The 23994-nt window shown below is 59.1% G+C and carries 17 protein-coding genes and 1 other RNA gene; 10 read left to right on the plus strand and 8 right to left on the minus strand.

Annotated elements, in window-relative coordinates:
* Positions 1–90: 90 nt before the first annotated feature.
* From guaD to xdhA, 4 genes are all read right to left on the minus strand, one after another.
* A complete protein-coding gene (gene guaD, locus ACQ4N9_RS02565; protein WP_125464946.1) occupies positions 91–1395 on the minus strand; it encodes a guanine deaminase in 1305 nt (434 codons plus the stop codon).
* Positions 1396–1406: 11 nt separating this feature from the next.
* Entirely contained in the window at positions 1407–2252 is an 846-nt protein-coding gene (gene xdhC / locus ACQ4N9_RS02570) for a xanthine dehydrogenase accessory protein XdhC (protein WP_110991815.1), read from the minus strand.
* A gap of 108 nt (positions 2253–2360) precedes the next feature.
* Positions 2361–4760, minus strand: coding sequence for a xanthine dehydrogenase molybdopterin binding subunit (gene xdhB / locus ACQ4N9_RS02575; protein ID WP_390967299.1), 2400 nt, complete (start codon positions 4758–4760; stop codon positions 2361–2363).
* Positions 4753–6207 (minus strand): xanthine dehydrogenase small subunit, encoded by a 1455-nt coding sequence (gene xdhA / locus ACQ4N9_RS02580; RefSeq protein WP_390967300.1) that lies wholly within the window; start codon positions 6205–6207, stop codon positions 4753–4755. The genes xdhB and xdhA overlap by 8 nt, the downstream gene beginning before the upstream one ends.
* 270 nt (positions 6208–6477) lie before the next feature.
* Between xdhA and ACQ4N9_RS02585 the strand changes: the two genes are divergently transcribed.
* The 6 genes from ACQ4N9_RS02585 to ACQ4N9_RS02610 all read left to right on the plus strand — a co-directional run bounded on the left by ACQ4N9_RS02585 (position 6478) and on the right by ACQ4N9_RS02610 (position 16513).
* Positions 6478–7137, plus strand: coding sequence for a GntR family transcriptional regulator (locus ACQ4N9_RS02585; RefSeq protein WP_125464942.1), 660 nt, complete (start codon positions 6478–6480; stop codon positions 7135–7137).
* 3 nt (positions 7138–7140) lie between these two features.
* Positions 7141–10629 (plus strand): chromosome segregation protein SMC, encoded by a 3489-nt coding sequence (smc, locus tag ACQ4N9_RS02590; RefSeq protein WP_390967301.1) that lies wholly within the window; start codon positions 7141–7143, stop codon positions 10627–10629.
* 204 nt (positions 10630–10833) lie between these two features.
* Positions 10834–11727, plus strand: a complete 894-nt coding sequence (gene zipA / locus ACQ4N9_RS02595; protein WP_390967302.1) for a cell division protein ZipA — start codon at positions 10834–10836, stop codon at positions 11725–11727.
* A 102-nt stretch (positions 11728–11829) separates the two neighbouring features.
* Positions 11830–14184, plus strand: a complete 2355-nt coding sequence (gene ligA / locus ACQ4N9_RS02600) for an NAD-dependent DNA ligase LigA (RefSeq protein WP_390967303.1) — start codon at positions 11830–11832, stop codon at positions 14182–14184.
* Positions 14185–14343: 159 nt separating this feature from the next.
* An RNA gene (gene ffs, locus ACQ4N9_RS02605) (signal recognition particle sRNA small type) lies at positions 14344–14440 on the plus strand.
* A gap of 381 nt (positions 14441–14821) precedes the next feature.
* Positions 14822–16513 (plus strand): AIPR family protein, encoded by a 1692-nt coding sequence (locus ACQ4N9_RS02610; protein ID WP_430932126.1) that lies wholly within the window; start codon positions 14822–14824, stop codon positions 16511–16513.
* Positions 16514–16755: 242 nt separating this feature from the next.
* Here ACQ4N9_RS02610 and ACQ4N9_RS02615 read toward each other — a convergent pair whose 3' ends face one another.
* Positions 16756–16971, minus strand: a complete 216-nt coding sequence (locus tag ACQ4N9_RS02615) for a hypothetical protein (RefSeq protein ID WP_390967305.1) — start codon at positions 16969–16971, stop codon at positions 16756–16758.
* A gap of 110 nt (positions 16972–17081) precedes the next feature.
* Positions 17082–17813, minus strand: coding sequence for a hypothetical protein (locus ACQ4N9_RS02620; protein ID WP_390967306.1), 732 nt, complete (start codon positions 17811–17813; stop codon positions 17082–17084).
* An 805-nt stretch (positions 17814–18618) separates the two neighbouring features.
* On the opposite strand from ACQ4N9_RS02620, the gene ACQ4N9_RS02625 reads away from it, so the two are divergent.
* Positions 18619–19422, plus strand: a complete 804-nt coding sequence (locus ACQ4N9_RS02625) for a hypothetical protein (protein ID WP_390967307.1) — start codon at positions 18619–18621, stop codon at positions 19420–19422.
* A gap of 48 nt (positions 19423–19470) precedes the next feature.
* The gene (locus tag ACQ4N9_RS02630; protein WP_430932129.1) at positions 19471–20334 is read left to right on the plus strand and encodes a DUF4238 domain-containing protein; all 864 of its coding nucleotides are present in this window, start codon (positions 19471–19473) and stop codon (positions 20332–20334) included.
* A 167-nt stretch (positions 20335–20501) separates the two neighbouring features.
* On the opposite strand, the gene ACQ4N9_RS02635 is transcribed toward ACQ4N9_RS02630, so the two are convergent.
* Positions 20502–21230, minus strand: a complete 729-nt coding sequence (locus ACQ4N9_RS02635) for a recombinase family protein (RefSeq protein ID WP_390967309.1) — start codon at positions 21228–21230, stop codon at positions 20502–20504.
* A gap of 219 nt (positions 21231–21449) precedes the next feature.
* Here ACQ4N9_RS02635 and ACQ4N9_RS02640 point away from each other — a divergent pair, with 219 nt between their 5' ends.
* Entirely contained in the window at positions 21450–22301 is an 852-nt protein-coding gene (locus tag ACQ4N9_RS02640) for a hypothetical protein (RefSeq protein ID WP_390967310.1), read from the plus strand.
* A gap of 224 nt (positions 22302–22525) precedes the next feature.
* Here ACQ4N9_RS02640 and ACQ4N9_RS02645 read toward each other — a convergent pair whose 3' ends face one another.
* The gene (locus ACQ4N9_RS02645) at positions 22526–22756 is read right to left on the minus strand and encodes a helix-turn-helix domain-containing protein (RefSeq protein WP_084212844.1); all 231 of its coding nucleotides are present in this window, start codon (positions 22754–22756) and stop codon (positions 22526–22528) included.
* A gap of 171 nt (positions 22757–22927) precedes the next feature.
* Here ACQ4N9_RS02645 and ACQ4N9_RS02650 point away from each other — a divergent pair, with 171 nt between their 5' ends.
* Positions 22928–23722 (plus strand): OfxX fusion product, encoded by a 795-nt coding sequence (locus ACQ4N9_RS02650; protein ID WP_390967311.1) that lies wholly within the window; start codon positions 22928–22930, stop codon positions 23720–23722.
* Positions 23723–23994 lie beyond the last annotated feature (272 nt).

The raw sequence follows: 23994 nt of genomic DNA on the forward strand, positions 1-23994 counted from the left end.
CGCCAGGCAACAATTCATCGCGGGGCAAGCCCGCTCCCACGCAGTGGAACTGTGGGGGTGGGCTTGCCCTGCGATGACAGGCCGTTTGCCTTAGCGCTGGTGCACGCAACGCCCGGCGGCGTAGGTTTCACGCACGGTGCGGTCATCGCCCAGGGTAGTCAGCACGAACAGGGTTTCCTCGATGCTGTTGGACTGCTGGATGCGGTAGTCCAGCAGCGGCGTGGCCTTGTAGTCGAGCACCACGAAGTCGGCATCGTTGCCCGGGCGCAAGCTGCCGATCCGGTCGTCCAGGCGCAATGCCCGGGCGCCGCCGAGGGTGGCCAGGTACAGCGATTTGAACGGGTGCAGGCGCGCGCCCTGCAGCTGCATCACCTTGTACGCCTCGTTGAGGGTGTTGAGCAGCGAGAAGCTGGTGCCGGCGCCCACGTCGGTGCCCAGGCCCACATTGACCTTGAAACGCTCGGCCTGGGGCAGGTTGAACAGGCCGCTGCCCAGGAACAGGTTGGAGGTCGGGCAGAAGGCGATGGCCGAGCCGGTTTCCGCCAGGCGCTTGCATTCGTCGTCGCACAGGTGCACGCCGTGGGCGAACACCGAGCGCTCGCCGAGCAGCTCGAAGTGGTCGTAGACATCCAGGTAGCCATTCTGCTCGGGGAACAGCGCCTTCACCCACTCGATCTCCTTGAGGTTCTCGGACAGGTGGGTGTGCATGTACACGCCCGGGTGCTCCTTGAGCAGTTGGCCGGCCAAGGCCAGTTGTTCGGGGGTGCTGGTGGGGGCGAAGCGCGGCGTGACCGCGTAGTGCAGGCGGCCCTTGCCGTGCCAGCGCTCGATCAGCGCCTTGCTCTGGGTGTAGCCGGATTCGGCGGTGTCGGTCAGGTAGTCGGGGGCGTTGCGGTCCATCATCACCTTGCCGGCGATCAGGCGCAGGTCCAGGCGCTCGGCTTCCTCGAACAGGGCGTTGACCGACTCGGGGTGCACGCTGCCGAACACCAGGGCGGTGGTGGTGCCGTTGCGCAGCAGCTCCTGCAGGAAGATCTTTGCCACCTTGTCGGCATGGGCCTTGTCGGCGAACTGCTTCTCGCAGGGGAAGGTGTAGGTGTTCAGCCAGTCCAGCAGCTGTTCGCCGTAGGAGCCGATCATGCCGGTCTGTGGGAAGTGGATATGGGTGTCGATGAAGCCCGGGGTGATCAGGGCATCCTGGTAGTGCACCACCTCGATGTCGGCCTCAAGCGTCGGCAGCAGCTCGCTGGCGTGGCCGAGGGCCTTGATGCGGCCGTTGTCGATTACCAGCAGGCCATCCTCGTAGTATTCCTGGGAGGCTTCCAGGCCGACCTCGGCGGGGTCGGCGATGCTGTGCAGGATGGCGGCTCGGTAGGCTTTGCGGGTTGCGGTCATGAATACGCTCGTCAAAGGGTCTGGCTGCGCCGGGAAGGCGGCAGCAACTGGGTGATCTGGCCTGCATTGGCGGCACTGTCGTGCTGGCCGAAACAGGCGTTGTAGGTGGCAATGATTTCGGCGGCGATGGACACGGCGATCTCGATCGGCAGCTTGCCCTTCACTTCGGCCAGGCCCATCGGGCAGCGCATCCGCGCCATCAGTGCGTCTTCGTAGCCGCGTTCGCGCAGGCGGTGCTCGAACTTGGCCCGTTTGGTCTTCGAGCCGATCAGGCCGAACCAGGTGAAATCATTGCGTTTGAGAATGGCGGCGGTCAGTTCCAGATCCAGCTGGTGGTTGTGGGTCATGACGATGCAGTAGCTGCCTGGCGGCAGGTCCGCGACTTCGTCGACCGGCTCCTCGCTGACGATCTTGCTCACCCCGTTGGGGATGTGCTCGGGGAATTCCTGTTCGCGCGAATCGATCCAGCGCACCCGGCAGGGCAGCGCGGCGAGCAAGGGTACCAGAGCCCGGCCGACATGGCCTGCGCCGAACACGGCGATCTGTGCCTGCACGCCGCTCATCGGTTCAAACAACAGCACCGTGGCACCGCCGCAGCACTGGCCGAGGCTGGCACCCAGGCTGAAGCGCTCCAGGTGTGGCGTGTAGCGGTGCTCCTCGAGCATCTGCCGGGCGATGTGCAGCGCCTTGAATTCCAGGTGGCCACCGCCAATGGTGTCGTACAGCGCGCTGGCGCTGACCACCATCTTCGAGCCTGCGTTGCGCGGAGTGGAGCCGCGTTCTTCGATGATGGTCACCAGCACGCAGGGTTCGCCGCGGGCTTGGTGATCGGCGAGGGCGTTGATCCATTGGTGCATGTCTGAATCCTCGGCAAGTTCTGGCGTGGGAGCGGCGGTGCGGCGACCCGACTTGCCCCGCGATGATTGACGCCCAATCGCGGGGCAAGCCCGCTCCCACGGATGCTTTTACTGATGGATGCTTTCCAGTTCCTGCTCCACAGGTTGCTGCGCAGCCACCGCCTTGCGCATCTGCTCGCAGCCCCACAGCACCCGCTCCGGCGTCGACGGCGCGTCGATGTTCGGCTGCACGCGGTAGTCGGCGATGCTCGCCACCGCGTCCTTGATCGCGCACCAGGCGGCGATGCCGAGCATGAAGGGTGGCTCGCCCACGGCTTTGGAATGGAACACCGTGTCCTCGGGGTTCTTGCGGTTTTCCACCAGCTTCACGCGCAGGTCGATCGGCATATCGGCAACCGCCGGGATCTTGTAGCTGGCCGGGCCATTGGTCATCAGCTTGCCCTTGGCGTTCCACACCAGTTCTTCGGTGGTCAGCCAGCCCATGCCCTGGACGAAGCCGCCCTCGACCTGGCCGATATCGATGGCCGGGTTCAGCGAGTCGCCCACGTCATGCAGGATGTCGGCGCGCAGCATCTTGTATTCGCCGGTCAGGGTGTCCACCACCACCTCGACGCAGGCGGCGCCAAAGGCGAAGTAGTAGAACGGCCGGCCGCGTGCCTGGCTGCGGTCGTAGAAAATCTTCGGCGTGCGGTAGAACCCGGTGGTCGACAGCGAAACCTGGGCGAAGTAAGCCTGCTGTACCAGTTGCTCGAAGCTGACGATCTGGTCGCGGGCGCGTACATGGCCGTTGCGGAACTCGATGTCTTCCTCGGTGACGTTGTAATGCCGTGCGGCGAACTCGGTCAGGCGCTTCTTGAGGATCTCGGCGGCGTTCTGCGCGGCCTTGCCGTTCAGGTCGGCGCCGCTGGATGCGGCGGTCGGCGAGGTGTTGGGCACCTTGTCGGTGTTGGTGGCGGTGATCTGGATGCGGTTGAAATCCACCTGGAACACTTCTGCCACCACCTGGGCAACCTTGGTGTTCAGGCCCTGGCCCATCTCGGTGCCGCCGTGGTTCAGGTGGATACTGCCGTCGGTGTAGATGTGGATCAGCGCGCCGGCCTGGTTGAGGAAGGTGGCGGTGAACGAAATGCCGAACTTCACCGGGGTCAGCGCCAGGCCTTTTTTCAGCACCGGGCTGTTGGCGTTGAAACGGCGAATCGACTCGCGGCGCTCATGGTAGTCGCTGCTGGCCTCGAGCTCTGCGGTCATCTCCTCGAGCATGTTGTGCTCGACGGTCTGGTAGTAGTGGGTGACGTTGCGTTCGGTCTTGCCGTAGTAGTTGGCCTTGCGCACCGCCAGCGGGTCGAGCGCCAGGTGGCGGGCGATATGGTCCATCACCTGCTCGATGGCGACCATCCCCTGTGGGCCGCCGAAGCCGCGGTAGGCGGTGTTGGAGGCGGTGTTGGTCTTGCAGCGGTGGCCATGCACCGTGGCATCGCCCAGGTAGTAGGCGTTGTCGGAGTGGAACATGGCGCGGTCGACGATCGAACCGGACAGGTCCGGCGAGTAGCCGCAGTTGCCGGCCAGGTCGAAGTTGATGCCGTGCAGGCGGCCGCTGTCGTCGAAGCCCACGTCGTACTCGACGTAGAACGGGTGACGCTTGCCGGTCATGGTCATGTCTTCGACCCGTGGCAGGCGCATCTTGGTCGGCTGGCCGGTTAGGCGCGCGATCACCGCGCACAGGCACGCGGGGCTGGCGGCCTGGGTTTCCTTGCCGCCGAAGCCGCCACCCATGCGGCGCATGTCGACGACGATCTTGTGCATCGGCACGTCGAGCACTTCGGCCACCAGCTTCTGCACCTCGGTGGGGTTCTGGGTGGAGCAGAACACGATCATGCCGCCGTCTTCGGCGGGCATCACCGAGCTGATCTGGGTTTCCAGGTAGAAGTGCTCCTGGCCACCGATGTGCAGGGTGCCCTGGATACGGTGCGGGGCGCTGGCCAGGGCGCTGGCCGAGTCGCCGCGCTGGTGGGTGTGGCTGTCGAGCACGAAGTGCTTCTTGCGCAGGGCCTCGACCACGTCGAGCACCGGTTCCAGGTCTTCGTATTCGATGATCGCGGCCATGGCCGCGCGGCGTGCGGTTTCCAGGTCGCGGGCAGCGACGGCGAGCACCGGCTGGCCGAAGAACTCGACCTTGTCGATGGCCAGCAGCGGGTCGCCGGCCACCACCGGGCCGATGTCCTTCAGGCCCGGAATGTCTTCATGGGTGATGGCGATGCGCACGCCTTCGAACTGGTAGCACGGCGTGGTATCGATGCTCAGGATCCGCGCATGGGCACGGTCAGCGGTGCGCGCATAGACGTGCAGCTGGTTGGGGAACTCCAGGCGGTCGTCGATATACACCGCTTCGCCCGCCACATGCTTGTCGGCGCTGTCGTGCTTGAGGCTGCGGCCAACCCCGGTGGTCAGGTCCTGGCTGAACAGTGCGGCCATCTCGGCCTGGCTCTTGACGGCGTGATGGTTAGACATAGTCGGTCACCCGGGTTTCGATGTGCGGCGATTGCAGTTCGATGCAGTACTTGCGCAGCAGGTTCTGCGCGGTCAGCAGGCGGTACTCGCGGCTGGCGCGGAAGTCGCTGAGCGGGGTGAAGTCTTCGGCCAGGGCCTGGCAGGCGCGCTCGACGGTGGCCTGGTTCCAGGGCTTGCCGCGCAGGGCAGCTTCGCAGGCGCGGGCGCGCTTGGGGATCGCGGCCATGCCGCCGAAAGCCACGCGTACGCCACTGACCACACCGTTCTCGATGCTCAGGTTGAACGCCGCGCACACCGCGGAAATGTCGTCATCCAGGCGCTTGGACACCTTGTAGGCGCGGAACGCCCAGTCGCTGGTGGCGCGGGGGACGATGATCTTCTCGATGAACTCGCTGTCCTGGCGGGCAGTGATGCGGTAGTCGATGAAATAGTCTTCCAGCGCCAGGGTGCGCTGGCGTTCGCCCTGGCGCAGGACGATCTGCGCATCCAGGGCGATCAGCAGGGGTGGCGAGTCACCGATCGGCGAGGCGTTGCCGATGTTGCCGCCCAGGGTGCCCTGGTTGCGGATCTGCAGCGAAGCGAAGCGGTGCAGCAGCTCGCCGAAGTCGGAGTACTCCTCGTTCAGGGCACCATAGCAGTCGGTCAGCGGGGTGGCGGCGCCGATTTCCAGGTGGGTGGCGGTCTTTTCGATACGCTTGAGTTCGGCGACATGGCCGACGTAGATCATCACCGGCAGGGTGCGGTGGAACTGGGTGACTTCCAGTGCCAGGTCGGTACCACCGGCCAGCAGGCGCGCCTCGGGGTGCGAGCTGTAGAGGTCGGCTAGGTCCGCCACGGTGAGAGGGACCAGGCAGCGCTTGTCGCCGCTGTTGAGTTCACCGGTCTGTTGCGGGGCGATGGCCTTGAGGCGGGCGATGGTCTGCGCCTGCTGCGCGTCGAACTGGTCGCGGCAGGGGCGGGCGCAGCTCTGCTCGGCGGCGTCGAGGATCGGCCGGTAACCGGTGCAGCGGCAGAGGTTGCCGGCCAGGGCTTCCTGGGCCTGGTGCAGGTCGTGGCCTTCGCTGTTTTTCTGCAGGGCGAACAGCGACATGACGAAACCGGGGGTGCAGAAACCGCACTGCGAGCCGTGGCAATCGGCCATGGCTTTCTGCACGCTGTGCAGTTCGCCCTGGTGTTTGAGGCCTTCTACGCTGATCAGCTGTTTACCGTGAAGGGAAGAGACAAACGTCAGGCACGAGTTGAGGCTGCGGTAGCGGATGCTGTCACTGCCCAGTTCGTCGGCGACGAGTTCGCCGACGACCACGGTGCAGGCGCCGCAGTCGCCGCTGGCGCAGCCTTCCTTGGTGCCGGGTTTGCCCAGGTGCTCACGCAGGTACTGCAGCACCGTCATGTTCGGGTCCAGGGCATGCTCGTTGCGCAGCTCCTGGTTGACGAGAAACTGGATCACGGGGAGGGCCTCGCAATGGTTTTATTGTTGTTCGGGCGGACTCTAAGCAAGGGCTGACCTCTTGGTCAATAATTTTCTGACTCAAAGGTCAAGAAATTGCCTGCGTCACGTCCGAACCGCCTCAAGGAACCTTTCTCAAGCATAGTTCGCGCCGGGCAACAGAGTTGACCGGGCAGTCGCACAAAGCACGCGATCCCCCCTGCGCGAGCGCCGGGCAAGTGCGCTACAATCGCGCGCTTGTGCACAGCGATCTGATTTCGAAGGAAAACCATGACGTTCAAGGCGCCGGACAGCCTCTCCGAGCAAATTGCCCACTACCTGGCCGAGCGGATCATCCGCGGCGAACTCGCGCCCGGCGAGCGCATCCAGGAGCAGAAGGTCACCCAGGCCCTCAACGTCAGCCGTGGTTCGGTGCGCGAGGCGCTGCTGATCCTCGAGCGTCGCCACCTGGTGGCGATCCTGCCGCGGCGCGGCGCCCATGTGACAGAGCTCGACGAAAACAGCGTGCGCAGCCTGTGCGCGCTGATGGGCGAGTTCTACATCCTGCTGGGCAATGCCGTTGCCCTGCATTGGCGCACCGAGGCTGACCTGCGCCCGTTCCTGGAAATCCAGCAGCGCCTGACCCAGGCTCACGCCAAGCAGGATATCAAAGCCTTCGTCGCCGACAGTTTTGCGGTAATGCGCGCCGCTTATCCGTTCGCCAACAACCCCTATCTGCAGGAAACCGTCGAGAACCTGCAGCCGGCCATGAGCCGCGCCTACTACCTGGCCCTCGACCAGCGCCAGGCCAACATGGTCGATTACCTCAACCTGTTCGCCCGCCTGCTCGAAGCCGTGGTCGCCCGTGACCAGCCACGCATCCGCGAGGTGCTCACCGCCTATTGCCAGCGCAGCTGCGAGCTGGTGCTGGCGGCCTTGGCGCGGATCTGACCGATGCGTCTGAAGTGCATTCGCCTGGCCGGTTTCAAGTCGTTCGTCGACCCGACCACGGTCAACTTCCCCAGCAACATGGCGGCGGTGGTCGGCCCCAACGGCTGCGGCAAGTCCAACATCATTGACGCAGTGCGCTGGGTGATGGGCGAGAGCTCGGCGAAGAACCTGCGCGGCGAGTCGATGACCGACGTCATCTTCAACGGCTCCACCAGCCGCAAGCCGGTCAGCCAGGCCAGCATCGAGCTGGTGTTCGACAACAGCGATAACACCCTGGTGGGTGAGTACGCCGCATACGCCGAGATCTCGATCCGGCGCAAGGTCACCCGCGACGCGCAGAACACTTACTACCTGAACGGTACCAAGTGCCGCCGCCGCGATATCACCGACATTTTCCTCGGTACAGGCCTGGGCCCGCGCAGCTACTCGATCATCGAGCAGGGCATGATCTCCAAGCTGATCGAAGCCAAGCCTGAAGAACTGCGCAACTTCATCGAAGAAGCGGCCGGCATCTCCAAGTACAAGGAGCGCCGCCGCGAAACCGAGAACCGTATTCGCCGCACCCAGGAAAACCTGGCCCGCCTGACCGACCTGCGCGAAGAGCTGGAGCGCCAGCTCGAACGCCTGCACCGCCAGGCCCAGGCCGCCGAAAAATACCGTGAATACAAGGCCCAGGAGCGCCAGCTCAAGGCGCGCCTGGCGGCCCTGCGCTGGCGCGACCTGGATGATCGCGTGCGTCAGCGCGAAAGCGTCATCGGTGACCAGGAAATCGCCTTCGAGGCCCTGGTGGCCGAGCAGCGCAATGCCGATGCCAGCATCGAGCGCCTGCGCGATGGCCATCACGAATTGTCCGAACGCTTCAACCAGGTGCAGGGCCGCTTCTATTCGGTGGCCGGCGATATCGCCCGGGTCGAGCAGAGTATCCAGCACGGCCAGCAGCGCCTGCGCCAGTTGCAGGACGACCTGAAAGAGGCCGAGCGCACCCGCCTGGAAACCGAGTCGCACCTGGGCCATGACCGCACGTTGCTGGCCACCCTCGGTGAAGAGTTGCAGATGCTCGAGCCTGAACAGGAGCTTACCCTGGCCGCCGCCGAAGAAGCCGCTGCGGCGCTGGAGGAGGCCGAGCTGGGCATGCACGGCTGGCAGGAACAGTGGGACAGCTTCAACGCCCGCTCCGCCGAGCCGCGTCGCCAGGCAGAAGTGCAGCAGGCGCGCCTGGCCCAGCTTGAAACCAGCCTGGAGCGCCTGGGCGAGCGTCAGCGCAAGCTGGGCGAGGAAGACGAGCAACTGGTCGCCGACCCGCAAGATGCTGAAACGCTCGACCTGGCTGAGCAGGTGCTTGGCAGCGAACTGTTGCTCGAAGAGCTGCAACTGCAGGAACAACAGGTGGTCGAGCAGCTCGAGGCGCTGCGTGAGCAGTTGCAGCAGTCCAGCCAGGCGCAGCAGCAACAGCAAGGCGACCTGCAGCGTCTCGGTGGCCGCCTGGCGTCCCTGGAAGCCTTGCAGCAAGCTGCGCTGGAGCCGGGCGTTGGCGCCGCCGACTGGTTGCGTGGGCAGGGCTTGCAGCAGCAGCCGCGCCTGGCCGAGGGCCTGAGGGTCGAGCCCGGCTGGGAACTGGCGGTCGAGACGGTGCTGGGTGCCGATCTGCAGGCCGTGCTGTTGGAAGGCTTCGACAACCTCGAATTTGCCGCGCTGGAGCAGGGCGAGCTGCGCTTGCTGCTGAGCGTGGTCAAGGGAACAAATATTCCCGGCAGCCTGCTCGACAAGGTCGAAGGGCGCACCGATCTGTCGCCCTGGCTTGGCCTGGTCAAGCCTGTGGAAAGCCTGGAGCAGGCGCTGGCCCTGCGCCCGACCTTGGCCGACGGCCACAGCCTGGTCAGTCGCGACGGCTACTGGGTTGGGCGGCATTTCCTGCGCATCAGCCGTGGCGGTGACTCCCAGGGTGGTGTGCTGGCCCGTGGCCAGGAAATCGAGCGCCTGGGCCAGGAACAGTTGGAGCAGCAGGCGCAGCTGGAACAGTTGGACGAGCAGTTGCAGCGCCTGCGTGAGCAGCAGCTCGACCTGGAAGAGCAGCGCGAGCAGCTGCGCCGCCGCAGCCAGGATGAGAGCCGCCAGCATGGCGAGCTCAAAGCGCGCCTGTCCGCCGGCCGCGCCCGCGCCGAGCAGCTCGAACTGCGCCGTAAGCGTCTGCACGAAGAACTGGCTGAGCTGCAGGAACAGCGCGCCCTGGAACACGAGCAGTTGGGCGAGTCACGCCTGCTGCTGCAGGACGCCCTCGACCTGATGGCCCAGGACACCGAGCAGCGCGAACAGCTGATGGCCCGGCGCGACAGCCTGCGCGAAGGCCTCGACCGTATCCGCCAGGAAGCCCGCCAGCACAAGGACCATGCTCATCAACTGGCCGTGCGCCTGGGCTCGCTGCGCGCCCAGCACGATTCCACCCGCCAGGCCCTCGAACGGCTGGAGCAACAGGCCGCGCGCCTGAGCGAGCGTCAGGAGCAGCTGAGCCTGAACCTGGAGGAGGGTGAGGCGCCCCAGGAAGAACTGCGCCTCAAGCTCGAAGAGCTGCTTGAGCGGCGCATGAGCGTCGACGAAGAGATGCGCCAGGCCCGCCTGCACATGGATGAAGCCGACCGCGAGCTGCGCGATGCCGAGCGCCGCCGCACCCAGGCCGAGCAGCAATCGCAGTTGTTGCGTGGCCAGCTGGAGCAGCAGCGCCTGGAGTCTCAGGGCCTGGATGTGCGACGCAAGACCTTGCAGGAACAATTGCTGGCCGACGGCTACGATCTTCCGGGCGTGCTCGCCACACTGGATGAACACGCCAGCGAACAGGGCACCGAACAGGAGCTGGAGCAGCTCGATGGGCGTATCCAGCGCCTGGGCGCGATCAACCTGGCGGCCATCGAGGAGTACGAGCAGCAGTCCGAGCGCAAGCGTTACCTGGACGCCCAGAATGCCGACCTGGTCGAAGCGCTGGAGACCCTGGAAAACGTCATTCGCAAGATCGACAAGGAAACCCGCAACCGCTTCAAGGATACCTTTGATCAGATAAATGCCGGATTACAGGCACTTTTCCCAAAAGTTTTCGGTGGCGGCAGCGCTTATCTGGAACTGACGGGCGAAGATTTACTCGATACAGGGGTGACGATCATGGCGCGCCCGCCGGGCAAGAAAAACAGCACGATCCATTTGCTGTCCGGCGGCGAGAAGGCGTTGACCGCCCTCGCGCTGGTGTTCGCCATCTTCAAGCTGAACCCGGCGCCGTTCTGCATGCTCGACGAAGTCGATGCACCGCTGGACGACGCCAACGTCGGGCGCTATGCGCGCCTGGTGAAGGAAATGAGCGAGAGCGTGCAGTTCATCTACATCACCCACAACAAGATTGCCATGGAGATGGCCGATCAATTGATGGGGGTGACCATGCACGAGCCGGGCTGTTCACGTCTTGTGGCGGTGGATGTCGAGGAGGCCTTGGCTATGGTCGATGCATGACAAAGGAAGATTGGATGCGATCAAGCAGGTAAAATCCGCAGCAGGTGCGACAGACGGTGTAAAGTTGCCTTTGGTCGTGCTAGCTTTACGTCACTTGTTTTTGCGTGGGTAAAACGCCTGTCAGAACATAGAGTTGGCGCCACGTGTTAAAGGCCTTTGAAGCCTTTGTTTTCAAGCATATTTTTTATAGAGGCACGGGATTACATGGAAATCGGTCTGCGCGAGTGGCTGATCCTCATCGGCGTCATTGTCATTGCCGGGATTCTTTTCGACGGCTGGCGTCGCATGCGCGGCGGCAAGGGCAAGTTGAAATTCCGTCTGGACCGTAGCTACGCCAATGCCCAGGACGATGAAGGCAGTGCCGAAGTGCTCGGCCCTTCACGTGTGCTGGATACGCACAAAGAGCCCGAGCTGGACGAGACCGACCTGCCGTCGCTGAGTGCGCCGGCGCGTGAGCGCGAGCGCGAGCGTGAAGCCAAACCGGCCAAGCAGTCCAAACGCGGCAAGCGCAACAACAGCGAGCCACAGCAGGGCGACCTCAATCTCGCCGCCGAGCGCGAGCCCGACCTGTTCGCCGAAAGCGACGATGAAGTGGTTGTCGACAACAGCAGCCGCAACAGCGCCCCAGCCAGCAGCGCCAGTACCCCAGCCAGGGAACTGCCGCCAATGGAAGAAGTGCTGGTGATCAGCGTCATCTCCCGCGATGAAGGCGGCTTCAAGGGCCCGGCCCTGTTGCAGAACATCCTGGAAAGCGGCCTGCGCTTCGGCGAGATGGACATCTTCCATCGCCACGAAAGCATGGCTGGCCACGGCGAGGTGCTGTTCTCCATGGCCAACGCGGTCAAGCCCGGCGTGTTCGACCTGGACGACATCGACCACTTCAGCACCCGTGCCGTGAGCTTCTTCCTTGGCTTGCCTGGCCCGCGCCACCCCAAGCAGGCCTTCGACGTGATGGTCGCGGCCGCGCGCAAGCTGTCCCACGAGCTCAACGGCGAGCTCAAGGACGACCAGCGCAGCGTGCTCACCGCCCAGACCATCGAGCACTACCGCCAGCGAATCGTTGAGTTCGAGCGCCGGGCGCTGACGCAGAAACGCTGACACACACCAGCGGGGCGGCCCTTGCCTCGGTCCGCACCGCGATGATTCAAGCAAAAGAGCAGCCTGGGGCTGCTCTTTTGCTTTGCACGAGAAGACGAAAACATGAACGCCGAAACCCGAATCCATGAACTGCGCGCCGAACTCGACCAGCACAACCACCGCTACTACGTGCTCGACGAGCCCAGTGTGCCGGACGCCGAGTACGACCGGCTGTTCAATGAACTCAAGGCACTGGAGGCCGAGCACCCGCACCTGGTGACCCCCGACTCGCCCACTCAGCGGGTGGGCGGTGCGGCGCTGGCGGCGTTCAGCCAGGTGCGCCACGAGGTGCCCATGCTCAGCCTGGGCAACGCCTTCGAAGAAGACGACTTGCGTGATTTCGACCGTCGCGTGGTCGAGGGCCTCGACCTGCCCGGCGGCGATCTGTTCGCTGCCCGCACCGCTGTCGATTACAGCTGCGAACCCAAGCTCGACGGCCTGGCGGTCAGCCTGCTGTACCGCGACGGCCAGCTGGTGCAGGGGGCCACCCGCGGCGACGGCACCACCGGCGAAGACATCAGCGCCAACGTGCGTACCGTGCGCAACATTCCGCTCAAGCTGCAGGGCGAGGGCTGGCCGGCAGTGCTGGAGGTGCGTGGCGAGGTGTACATGAGCAAGGCTGGTTTCGACCGGCTCAACGCCGCCCAGGCCGAAGCCGGTGGCAAGACCTTCGCCAACCCGCGCAACGCTGCCGCCGGCAGCCTGCGCCAGCTGGACTCGAAGATCACCGCCAGTCGCCCGCTGGAGTTCTGCTGCTATGGCGTCGGCCAGGTGTCGGAGCCTTTCGGTGACAGCCATATCGGCATTCTCGAGAAGCTCAGGGGCTGGGGCCTGCCCATCAGCCGCGAGCTGCGGCACGCGGCTGGCATCGAAGAGTGCCTGGCTTACTACCGGGATATCGGCGAGCGGCGCAATGGCCTGCCCTACGAGATCGACGGGGTGGTCTTCAAGGTCAACAGCCTGGCCGCGCAGCGCGAGCTGGGTTTTCGCGCCCGTGAACCGCGCTGGGCGATCGCCCACAAGTTCCCGGCCATGGAAGAGCTCACCGAGGTGCTCGACGTCGAGTTTCAGGTTGGCCGTACCGGCGCGGTAACGCCCGTGGCGCGGCTGAAACCGGTCAAGGTGGCCGGGGTTACCGTGTCCAATGCCACCCTGCACAACATGGACGAAGTCGCCCGTCTTGGCCTGTGCATCGGCGACACGGTCATCATCCGCCGTGCCGGCGACGTGATCCCGCAGGTGATGCAAGTGGTGACCGAGCGCCGTCCGGCCGATGCCCGGTCGGTGCAGGTGCCCAGCGCCTGCCCGGTGTGCGGCTCGCAGGTCGAGCGCACGCAGCTGGTCAAGCGCAGCAAGGGCAAGGCGACCACCAGCGAGGGCGCGGTGTACCGCTGTGTCGGCCGCTTGAGCTGCGCAGCCCAGCTCAAGCAGGCGATCATCCACTATGTGTCGCGTCGGGCCATGGACATCGACGGCCTGGGCGAGAAGAGCGTCGAGCAACTGGTCGACGAAGGCTTGATTCGCTCGCCGGCCGACCTGTACAAGCTTGAGTTCGAGCAAGTGGTCGCGCTGGAAGGTTTCGCCGAGGTGTCCAGCCGCAAATTGCTCGAAGCCATCGAGGCCAGCAAGCGTCCGCCCCTGGCGCGCTTCATCTTTGCCCTGGGCATCCCCGATGTCGGCGAGGAAACCGCCAAGGTGTTGGCCCGCTCGCTGGGCAGCCTGGCGCGGGTGCAGGTGGCGCTGCCACAGGTGCTCACCTACCTGCCGGACATTGGCCTGGAAGTGGCCTACGAGATCCACAACTTCTTCGAGGCCGAGCACAACCGCGAAGTGATCGAGCAATTGCTGGCCAGTGGCATGCAGTTGCAGGACGAGGGTGAGCTGGCCGCCGAGTTCGCCGCCTGCACCACCCTGGCCGGGATGCTGGCCAAGCTCGACATCCCGTCGGTCGGCCCGACCGGCGCCGAGAAGCTGGTGGACAAGCTGGGCACGCTGGACAAGATCATCGCCGCCGATGGCATCGATTTGCGTCAGGCGTTGAATACCAAACAGGCCGAGGGTGTGCGCGAGTTCTTCAAGGTGGAAGCCAACCAGCAGCTGGCCCGGGCCATCGAAGCCCAGTTGCTCGAATTCGGCATGCACTGGTCCTGCGAGAAGAAAACCGCCGAGGGCCTGCCCCTGGCCGGCCAGACCTGGGTGCTGACCGGTACGCTGGAGCGCATGAGCCGGGATGTCGCCAAGGAAAAGCTGGAAAGCCTGGGTGCGAAAGTGTCGGGCTCGGTCTCTGGCAAGACCCACTGCGTGGTCGCCGGCCCCGGTGCCGGCTCCAAGCTGGCCAAGGCGGGTGAGCTGGGGGTCAAGGTGCTGGACGAGGAACAGTTCGTGGCATTCATGGCCGGGCAGGGCATTGACCTCTAGTCGCCCGTGGGAGCGGCGGTGCGCCGGGCGACTTGCCCCGCGATGAAGCCACCACAAGTCCTTGAGAAATGATGGTTTTTTCTCAAGCAAAGGTTGTAACTTCAGCGCAGAACGGTACAATGGCGCGGCTCGTCACTTGGCGAGCCGTTGTGGTGGCCCCATCGGTCCCCCCGCATTGATTACCCGTTTACCTGGTCAGGTCCGGAAGGAAGCAGCCAAGGCGGGGACATTGAGTGCCGGGGTGTGGCTGGTGGGGCCGCCTCCATTTCCTAAGTCCTTGAATTCTCAAGGATTCCTCGCTCAAAAAACTCGAAGTGTGACAGCGTTTAGGTACACCTAAGTGGTGCATCATGCTGGGCATTCTATCAGTGTTCTTCTTGCTATTAGCCTTTTGATCCCTCGGCAGTAGGTCCGGAGCGGGCGTTTAAGCTCACCTGCGATGGAAGGCGCTTGAAAGCTTGCCTTCTCCCTTCCTCTGTCAAGGTCACCTGAAATAGTGCTAATCCGTCCGCGATGAGCAGGTGGTTCTTCACAACATCAGTGGCAGAGCTTAATATCTAGCGCTAAATCAGCTAGTTAAAGCCCTGCTGACCACTATTCGGCAGGTAGGTCATCGAACAAGGAGATGGTTGTGGCAATGCACAGGATCGTTCAGGCGCACTTCAATAGCTTTATCTCCAGCTTTGGCCTTGAGGCGGATGATGAGGCTACTCAGTTTGAAAAGTTTACTGCTCACTGCGTAATTGCCAACCGTTATAGTGGGACATTCGACCTCGATGACGTTGTGACAGCGGCCGGCGACGACGGGATTGACGCAATTGCTATTGTCGTGGATGAGAGTATTGCTACTTCGCACGAAGACGCCCAAGCAACGTTCGAAACGCCTCGGCGGAATCACGATGTGGACTTGATATTCGTTCAGGCTAAGCGAACAGAGGGCTTTGATCTTGGCGAGTTCTTAAAGTTCAAAGAAGGTATCTTGCGCTTCATTAATCAGACTCCCTATGCTGCAACTGATGAGGTTCTGTTAGAAAGTCGTGCTATCTTTGATACCGTGGTTAAAGAAGTCCCTAAGCTTAGAAATGGTCGTCCCTCATTGACTGCGCGTTTTGTTACTACTGGTATGTATCTGCGTCCTGAAGCTCTTGAGACTGCTCTGAGAGACTTCGTTGTTCAGTTGGGTGAGCTTGGGTTGTTCCATGAAATTGATGTTCGTTTTGTGGATAGAGAAGAGCTTGCTAAACTTTGGGTAAGTACTTACTCTGGTGTCGAGGCGAGCCTTCCCGTGTTCAGTCATGCTGCACTGCCAAATATTTCTGGAATTGATGAGGCGTATCTGGCAGTAGTCAAGGCAAGTGATTTTGTGAATAATCTCTTGGTGACCCCAGATGGAAATTTGCGTGGTCAAGTATTTGAAGAGAATGTCCGTTCATTTCTGGGTGAAGATAACGTCGTCAACGCATCCATTGCGGCCACTCTTGCCTCGGACGGAGCAAGCCGGTTTCCTGTGCTAAATAATGGGATAACCTTGGTTTGCCCAGAAGTTAAGCTGCAAGGTACAACTTTGCATTTGACGAACTATCAGATTGTTAACGGATGCCAGACTTCAAACGTCCTTTTCCAGAAGCGTCAGGACTTGGGGGATGTCATGGTTAATATCAAGGTGGTCAAGACGCAGTTAGAAGACGTTTTTTCCGATTTGGTTCGTGCGACGAATAGCCAGAGTAAGGTTGAGGATACTCAGTTTCTATCCCTTCGTCCGATCATTAGAAGGGTTGAGCAGTATTTCAATGCATTTGAGGGTGAGGATAGCAGGCTTTATCTTGAACGGCGCGATCGCCAATATGTAGGGCTTGGAATACCTGCCGTTAGAATCTTCTCGCTAAATATTGCTGCAAAATGCGTGGCTTCAATGTGGTGTAATAAGCCTGAGTTGTCTGGTCGATACCCTAAGCAGATGTACGATGAGCTCACTGATGTTATGTTTGCTGACAATGTCAAAGAGTGCATATTCTATGCTGCATGCTTGACTATGTATCGCTTTAATTTGTTGGTTTCTAATAGTACTATTCCTCAAAACATGAAGCGTTTTAAGTGGCACATGCTGACTATGGTTCGCGCTATAATTTGCGAGTCTGCGACGCCGCATTTAAACTCGAGGTCGGCAGAGCAGCAAGCTCAGAAAATCATAGGTATGATGCAGCAGCATAGTGAAGCCACTACTAAGTTATTTACGCGCATTGTGGAAATCCTACAAGGGCTGGGTGAGGTTAGTAGTGATCGTCTGAAGCGGCAAACAATTCTTACCGAAATGCTTAATGGGATTTAATGCTGCTTTACTATTGTGCAGGGCGGTTGCTACAGGCGCCATGTAAAGTTAATAGGTCTGAATCGCGCGATCACTGGGTCGCGTGTTCAGACGTATTGATGAGTGGGCTGTTCAGGGTGTTAGAGAGGGTCAGTGCTTAGTACCTAAACCATCCAGTCTCTGCGTCGTCGGTAGAATCCTCGAATATCACGAGCATCAAAAAAGCCGCCATGAGGCGGATTCATAGAGTCTCTAACCCTCTCTCAGCTTTGCTCTGACCGAAGTCGAGCAATCCCGTGCCCAATGCTCTGTGCGTTCGTGTCCAGCGTTTTGAGGGCTGTTAGCACGTTGTCGTGGGTGTGCGTTGAACCACGCTGACTGATCCACAGCGACAGCTCTTCCAGGGCCGCTCTGATGGCTGTCTGGTTCATCATCAGCAGTTCAAGGGTGTCTGCGGCTACTGCGGCTTTGTCGTCCATGTGGTGATGCTCCTCGAATGTGTCTGAGCGTGTAGTGTTGACTTGCTTGCTGGGTACGTGTGGCTTCCACCCGTTTGGGGAATGGTAGCTCCAGATAGTTGTTGGCCGAGTCAAAGCAGGGTGGGCCTTAAGGCTTGCAGTCTTGCCACGTTATCGTTCATCGAAGCGTTCTTGGGGATCAGGGGGGCGGTGCAAGCAATCTGAATATCAAGCCAGAACAACACCACAGCGTTTACTAGGTCGCGCAACAAGGCGACGGTGATCAGCATGCCATCCACAGGCATCAACCCTGCCTCCAGTGCCCCGAGTTGCTCACACTCAGCTAATGTTCTCGACCAAAGCTCAGGGTACTTTCTTCTGAGCTTCTTTGCTGACGTGCCCTCGCCATGGCGGCAAACATTTCCCAGTAGTTGCAGCTTGTCGAGCCGGTTGTAGGACTGGAAGTCTTCGAGTGATAAACCGCGTATTTCGCAGAATAGCCGTTTAAGCGAGCGGTCCTTCTTGTGGCTGTCCCAGATGGCGTCTCGGATGTCGTCCGCATCGGCGGTCGCGTGCTTCACTTGTGCCCAGCACTTGCAGAGATAGTCGCGCAGTTGCTGTTCCCATAGCGATTGGATGCCAAGACAGAGTGCCATGCTCGTCTTGGCGATCAGGTATTGATGGTCGTGGCGACGGAAGGCAGCAAGAGACTGGTCTTCTTGAGCAGCGATTTCGGCATCCTTCTGTTCTAGGGCCGCTAGCGACGGCTCAACCACCAGCGACAGGAAGTCGTGGGCCACTTCGCCGTAACTATTGGCATAGGCGTCGGCTATTGTGGGCGTCCATCCAGTGTTTTCGGTCATCAGAAGTCCATTACTGTCAGTAGGTGTGCCACCACCATATTGGCAGATACCTGCAACCTTCTAAATCGACCAGTCGCTGATGCCGAATATCATCGTTGGATCGGAGAGGAAATATCGTTGGAGGCGGGTCGGAGCGAATCGGATGTGGGGCGGTGCTTAATGCCTCTAGCTCCCGCAGATGTCCCTGGCAGCCATGAAAACAGAATATCGTGCTAGGGTGGGCCGCACACTAGCAGCGCTGTAATCGCTTCCTAAGAGGCTACAGGGCCACTGGCCGCCTTAGTCGGTTCCAGCCCCAGCCGTTGCATCACACGCATCACCGCAGTCGAGGACCATTGCCCACCACGAGCTGTAGGGATATTACGTGCGATCAGGCAATCGGCCACTGCCTGTAGGCTGTTGGCACCTTTGAGCATGCACAGCTCTATGGCATCTTTACCAGTGCCGCACGGTGGTTAGCCTGCTAACGCCGGGTATCGTGTCCCTTGCTTCTGTTCAGCATGCTACGGCTCTTAGCTAGGGCCTGAGAGCGATTGTTGATCTTCTGTACGACCTCGGTGTCACCACTCGCTGTACGTACCTCTAATGTCTTGAGAGCAGCCTTGGAGCGTTCGCTGATTAAGGTGCGTTCCTGCTCGACCAGCATCCCTTTCGGTTCCCCTCCTCAGGCTAATAGTGGCATTTCGCTTTCGCTGTATAGCTGCTAGTCTTCTTCCTGCTGGGTTCTGCATGACCCGCCTATGTTGTGATTTAAACGCCTATGGCGACATTTAGCGAGGATAGCTAGGTGGAAAGCGTTTGTTACGTGCCTGACCAATCGGATTGTACGATTCTTCAATATCAGCAAAATCCGGATATGTATCGGGGCAATATTATATGCGATAAATGCCAAGAGAAATCGTGGTTTGTTAAAGGGTTTGCAACCGAGAAATATGTTCGTGCTCCATGCTTTGCTGCACATCACGCAGATAAGTGCGACAATAAGATAGTTCTAATACCAGATGATGATGGGCCTTCAACGGCAGGTATTTTGTCGACCATTAATATAGATCTGGACAAGCAGCGAAAACAGGACATCAATGTTGCGGTGCCGCAGTCCAGGCCGAAGAAAGAGACTCCTTGGGGAACTGTTAGGAGATATTCAAATGTCGGCGACTACCCGGAGAATAAGTCGCTTCGACAGATACTGACAAGTATTGGTCGAGATCCAGATTTTCCGCCATCGGATAAGCAGGTGAAAATGGTCGCGGATGGTGGCAGGGTTGTGCTTGAAGGCGTTCTTGCCGATCACTTGGTTTCCCAGTCTGAAATGTCTAGTGTGGCTTTGGGTGAGCCGAGGATATTCTGGGGTAGAATAAATAACGTTAATAGACAAGGCGGCTCTTTGTGGCTTAATTGTGGTGACTATAAGCGTGAGCCAAGTATATTGATCGATGATGAGGAGCTGGAGGAGCAGCTTGTCGAAGACTTTAGGCTAAGAGATGTAGATGATTTGCAGGGCGCGGATTTTATAGTGGTTGGTGTGGCTTTCAAAGCTGCCAATGGCAAGCCTTATATCAAGTTTGGTTTTACAAAGTATATCGCTTTCAGGAAGTATAGATTGCAGTGATGTGCATTTTGTTGTTTGATTATGTCTGTCCGCAACCAGGTGGGATCTATGTCAAAACAGAAAATCTCCTCTAGGCATCATTTCATTCCGAGGTTTCTTCTGAAGGAATGGAAGGATGATGCAGGAGACTTATGGGTCTATCAGCGGAATGGTGGGGGTGAAATCTCCTATCGAAAGGGAGCCCCGAAATCTGTTGCGTATGTTGATGGTTTATACACGCTATTTCCAGAACACAGGCTTTCCAAGCCAGCATCAGACGAGATAGAAAAAGAAGTGATGGCTAAGCTTGATGATCGGGCGGCTATCATCCATAAGGTTATTATAGATCAGGGTGTCAACGCGATTTCGGAGGAAGATCGGTATATATGGGCTGTGTTCATTGCTTCTATGATAGAGCGAACTCCTCACAGGCTAAAGGAATATAAAGATCGTGCGAACATTGAGGACCTCATTAGGGAGCTAAATGAGGCGTATCCTGGTGCTGATCAGTTGGTTGACAAGTTTGGTTTTGATGTTAAGGCGTTAGTGAATAATACTACGCTGAAATTCATGGTTGATAGAATTCTTAGTCATGATCTTGCCCTTGATATAGCTAAGATGGAGTGGATTGTCGTACGGATTAACAGCCCGGGGGAGCATTTTGTTCTAGGTGATCGGGCTTTGGTTGTAAACAATGCTCCGGACGTGGAGGAGCCGTTATATTTTATAAGGTTGGCCATTGCTCCTGATAAGCTAATGCTGCTGGCCTTTGATTCTTCTATAGTTGATCATGATTTTATTTCCGCATTGACTATGACATATAATGTAACTGTCATGGAGAGGTCTGAGAGATATGTTATTTCAAGTAGGGAGCTAGTTAATGGTTCGCATACTAAATTCGATCGAATCATTAGGGAGATGCATCGTGTATAGGGGAGGGAATATTATAGGAGTGGTCAGAATGACCCGGATGTGGGTCGGTGCTTAATGCCGTTGAGTTCAGCAGATGGCTCTAGCAGCCATGAAAACAGAGTATCGGGGTTGGGGTGGCCCGTTCGATAGCGTTGCTGTAATAGCCTCCTATGGGCTTACAGGCGCTATCAGTCGCTGGCGGGGAAGGATAGCCCGAGGCGAGCCATCAGGCGGAATACCGTCATCGGTTGAAATGCACTACCCCGTGCCGTCGTCACACCCTTTGAATTGAGGCACTGAGCGATAGCGGCAAGGGAAGTGCAGCCATCGTACAAGCACGCCTTGATGTGGTGAGCGATAGCGTCAGCCCTGGTATCAGCATTCACTTTCTTGGCCTTTATGGCCGCCCCATTACCCACAGACCAAGCCTTTGCACGACCTGCATCACGGCGGGCGATCTTTTCCCGGGCTTCGGTGTCACCATTGGCGGCGAGGTTCTTCAGTTCGGCCAATCCAGCCTTCGTACGGGCTCGGATCTTCAGTAGCTCTTCTTCGGCTAGTAGCGACTTGATGTTTCGCAGCAGGCCACTGCTATGAACGTCCTCTGCCTCGATGAAGCTGTATTTCTTCTGCAAGGTCACGAAGTGGGCGTGATCCCGTGTGAGGCGGTCGATTCGATGCACGACAACCGGGCAGTTCAGTCCTTTCGCCATTCCTAGTGCAAGGCGGCACTGTGGCCGATTCTGAGGGTCGATAGCACCCGATACGCCTTCATCAGTGAAGTGAGCAACGATCTCCCACCCGTGCGTTTCAGCTGCGATCTTGATGGCGGCAAACTGACCCCCTACCGACAGGCACTGGTCGTCTGTACTCATCCTTGCGTAGGCCACTACCTGCATCGATTTCTCGCCATTCATCCGATGTGCGTTCATTTTAACATATTGCTGACGACCATCTATGAAATGTTATGGGTAAGTTTGATTCTAGGTGGCGGGCAGTGAGGGCGGCGGCAAGAGGGCATTGGGTTCTTGCCTCACTCTCAGGGGAGGGGATATAGGTCGTATTGTCTATTATCTGACCGGTTGGATTTGATATACAGCTGACTTCCACGTGATGGCGAGCCTGAGGGAGGGGATGTGGACGATATCTTGGACGATGGGCATTGCCCTTGCTTGGAGAGCGATTATGAGGACGCACTTCGAAAATTGGATGTGGCAGTCTGTGAGGCGCAGGCGGTAAGCCAAGCGATCAACGTTGAGGAGGCAGAGCTACACATCGGCTTTTCGGTACAGATTTTCAGAAAGCTATGCAGCCACTCGGTTGCACTGATTTGTTCCGTGCCTCGATCCCGTTGGGTCGTTTCAGACTTTGAAAACTGGGATTTTGTCTGTATTGCAGCACAAGGCAGGGCAATTCTCGAAGGCTACCTGCTATTTCTATACCTTACCAAGACCCCGTCCTGCGACGCTGAATGGTCAGCTAGGCTATTGGTGCTTTATATCAATGACTGTACGAGAAGAGCGCAGATTATGAGCCAAGTTAAAGCCACAGATGCTGCAGAGGACTTGCGTACTCAAACAGAGGAGCTAAGAGATCGAATTCGGCGTAATCCATGGTTCTTGTCGCTTGACGATAAGACGAGAAAGCGCTGTCTCGCTGGTCAGCACCTCATGATCTCCAGTCGGGATGAAGTTCTTGAAGATGCTGGGTGGGATAGTGACGAGTTCAACGCTGTCTGGAACCTTCTTTCTCAATACTCACATGTGCTTCCGATGTCCTTTACGCGTATGGAAGTCGGTGGTCGTGGCTCCGGCTCCCTTAATCAGACCGATCTCGATTACATGACAGCCACTATTTCGATGTGCGCAGATACGTTACATGCAGCGACTAATTACATGGCTTCCGCATTCGCCTACACCGAAGTTTTACGCCGTGGAATTAATTCTGTTTTCGAGTCAGGGCCTAAAGCGAACCGCTCTTTGCAGTAGGGCTGCTGAGTCATTGGGACGCCTGCTTCGTGTGTAGCATACGAATCCAATTCGATTAGTAAAATAAGATGTAGAAGGGAGGCGTGGCTTAGCTTCTCTTCGCTCAATACCAGTGTTTATGCGGGGGTAAGAAAAGAGCAGCCACTGTTAGGCTGCATTAGGGGGTTGCAGGCAAAAAGAAACAGATTAGATAAGGCGTTGGTACGTAGTGGCCTGGGACTGGATCACATGCCTTCGAATAGGGCTGCAATGCTCACGCCTAGAGCGTCGGCCAGCACCTTGATGGCATTAATGGACGGATTGGCACCGCCAGTCTCAATGCGAGACATGTAGGTCCTGGCGAAGCCGCACCGATCAGCAAAGGCTTCTTGGCTCATGCCCATAGCCACACGCAGCTCCCTGACTCGGGTGCCGAACTGATGCTGAAGCGCTGGGGAGGGTGGTGGTGCAGGCATTCCCCCATGGTCGGGTGATGTGATCTAATCGGACACACACTAATCGTGACATTGCGGTAGGGCAGGACGCCTATACCCCGCGCCAGGAAAGGCCAGATTGCTATTACCCTGGGTTCGCAAGCTTAGCGATGGTGAGTCCTCATAAGTCTATCGAAGGCAGGAAATCCCAGAGTGAGAGTGAAGATTGAGGGTGAAATCACCCCGGACCGCATGGCGAGAGCCGTGGAGAGTGCATTGAGGCTGCTGGCTTCCGCCGACCCTGACGCGAAGTTCTACGGTGCCAACCTGTATCTGAATTCGTATGGCATGGATGGAGAGTCGTTCGATGTCGTGGATGATGACCAGAACCCACTTGGGTTGCGTATTTCTGCTCCAGCAGGCACTGCAGTCAAACCCGCATTGACTTCCGAAGCTAAGCAGCGGCGGAAGGCCGTTCGTGAAGAACAACATCAGCGTGAGCTTGAAGCAGCTGAACGCTGCCGCCAGGAGGATGCAGAGCGTCTACGAAAGCGCCAGGCCGAGGCGGCGCGAGCAGCTAAGGCTAAGGAGACATTTGAAGCATTGAACGCACTAACCTCCCAACTGTTGGATTCAGACTCCCAGCGACTTGTTGATGGTTTCAACGAGGTCATACGGGCGAGCTGGCAAGCATTGGGGCCCACAGAGACGCAAGGCCCAAAGAAGGGTGAGCCTAAGCCATTGCCTGTGTTCACCGCTGTCGACGGAAAATTGGTACTTGCAACGCCTGCTTGGAAGGCCACGCGATGGATGCTCAACCCTGTTGGTACTCCACGAGAGGGGCTCATTGCTCCCGTCTGGACCTTTAGTGCCTGGGTAGCGGCCGTCGAAGGCTTCTTGAAAATCATGGAGAGCATGAGCGGGCCACTGCCCGAAGTGATTAAGGTCGGTCCATACCACGCCACAATTGAGTGCGAATGCAAGGAGCAGGGGAACACGAACGGCTAGTGAGTGTTCTGCCTCCACGTTGTTTATAGGAAATGGTAGGCATAGACTTACTGATAGCAGCTGCCTCGTTGACAGTGATGTTTACGCCGAACGGAGGTGTTTATTCTACTGTGTTACTTGGTGACGGTTCCCGTCACGGATAGCACTATTGCCTGTGCGGCTGCACAGAGTTCTACTGTACATACTAAAAACACAAGAGGAGGGGGTAAACCCCTCCCTGCTCAGGGTAAGTCTGGGTGTATTTACTTTGCCTGTAGGTGCGACTAATTTAT

The organism is Pseudomonas sp. ES1 (assembly GCF_050586605.1).
In the GTDB taxonomy this organism is placed as follows: Bacteria; Pseudomonadota; Gammaproteobacteria; order Pseudomonadales; family Pseudomonadaceae; genus Aquipseudomonas; species Aquipseudomonas sichuanensis.

Coding starts and splice junctions, on each gene's coding strand:
- guaD (WP_125464946.1), bottom strand. CDS start 1,395: ATGACCGCAACCCGCAAAGCCTACCGAGCCGCCATCCTGCACAGCATC.
- xdhC (WP_110991815.1), bottom strand. CDS start 2,252: ATGCACCAATGGATCAACGCCCTCGCCGATCACCAAGCCCGCGGCGAA.
- xdhB (WP_390967299.1), bottom strand. CDS start 4,760: ATGTCTAACCATCACGCCGTCAAGAGCCAGGCCGAGATGGCCGCACTG.
- ACQ4N9_RS02585 (WP_125464942.1), top strand. CDS start 6,478: ATGACGTTCAAGGCGCCGGACAGCCTCTCCGAGCAAATTGCCCACTAC.
- smc (WP_390967301.1), top strand. CDS start 7,141: ATGCGTCTGAAGTGCATTCGCCTGGCCGGTTTCAAGTCGTTCGTCGAC.
- zipA (WP_390967302.1), top strand. CDS start 10,834: ATGGAAATCGGTCTGCGCGAGTGGCTGATCCTCATCGGCGTCATTGTC.
- ligA (WP_390967303.1), top strand. CDS start 11,830: ATGAACGCCGAAACCCGAATCCATGAACTGCGCGCCGAACTCGACCAG.
- ACQ4N9_RS02610 (WP_430932126.1), top strand. CDS start 14,822: ATGCACAGGATCGTTCAGGCGCACTTCAATAGCTTTATCTCCAGCTTT.
- ACQ4N9_RS02615 (WP_390967305.1), bottom strand. CDS start 16,971: ATGGACGACAAAGCCGCAGTAGCCGCAGACACCCTTGAACTGCTGATG.
- ACQ4N9_RS02620 (WP_390967306.1), bottom strand. CDS start 17,813: ATGACCGAAAACACTGGATGGACGCCCACAATAGCCGACGCCTATGCC.
- ACQ4N9_RS02630 (WP_430932129.1), top strand. CDS start 19,471: ATGTCAAAACAGAAAATCTCCTCTAGGCATCATTTCATTCCGAGGTTT.
- ACQ4N9_RS02635 (WP_390967309.1), bottom strand. CDS start 21,230: ATGAATGGCGAGAAATCGATGCAGGTAGTGGCCTACGCAAGGATGAGT.
- ACQ4N9_RS02645 (WP_084212844.1), bottom strand. CDS start 22,756: ATGCCTGCACCACCACCCTCCCCAGCGCTTCAGCATCAGTTCGGCACC.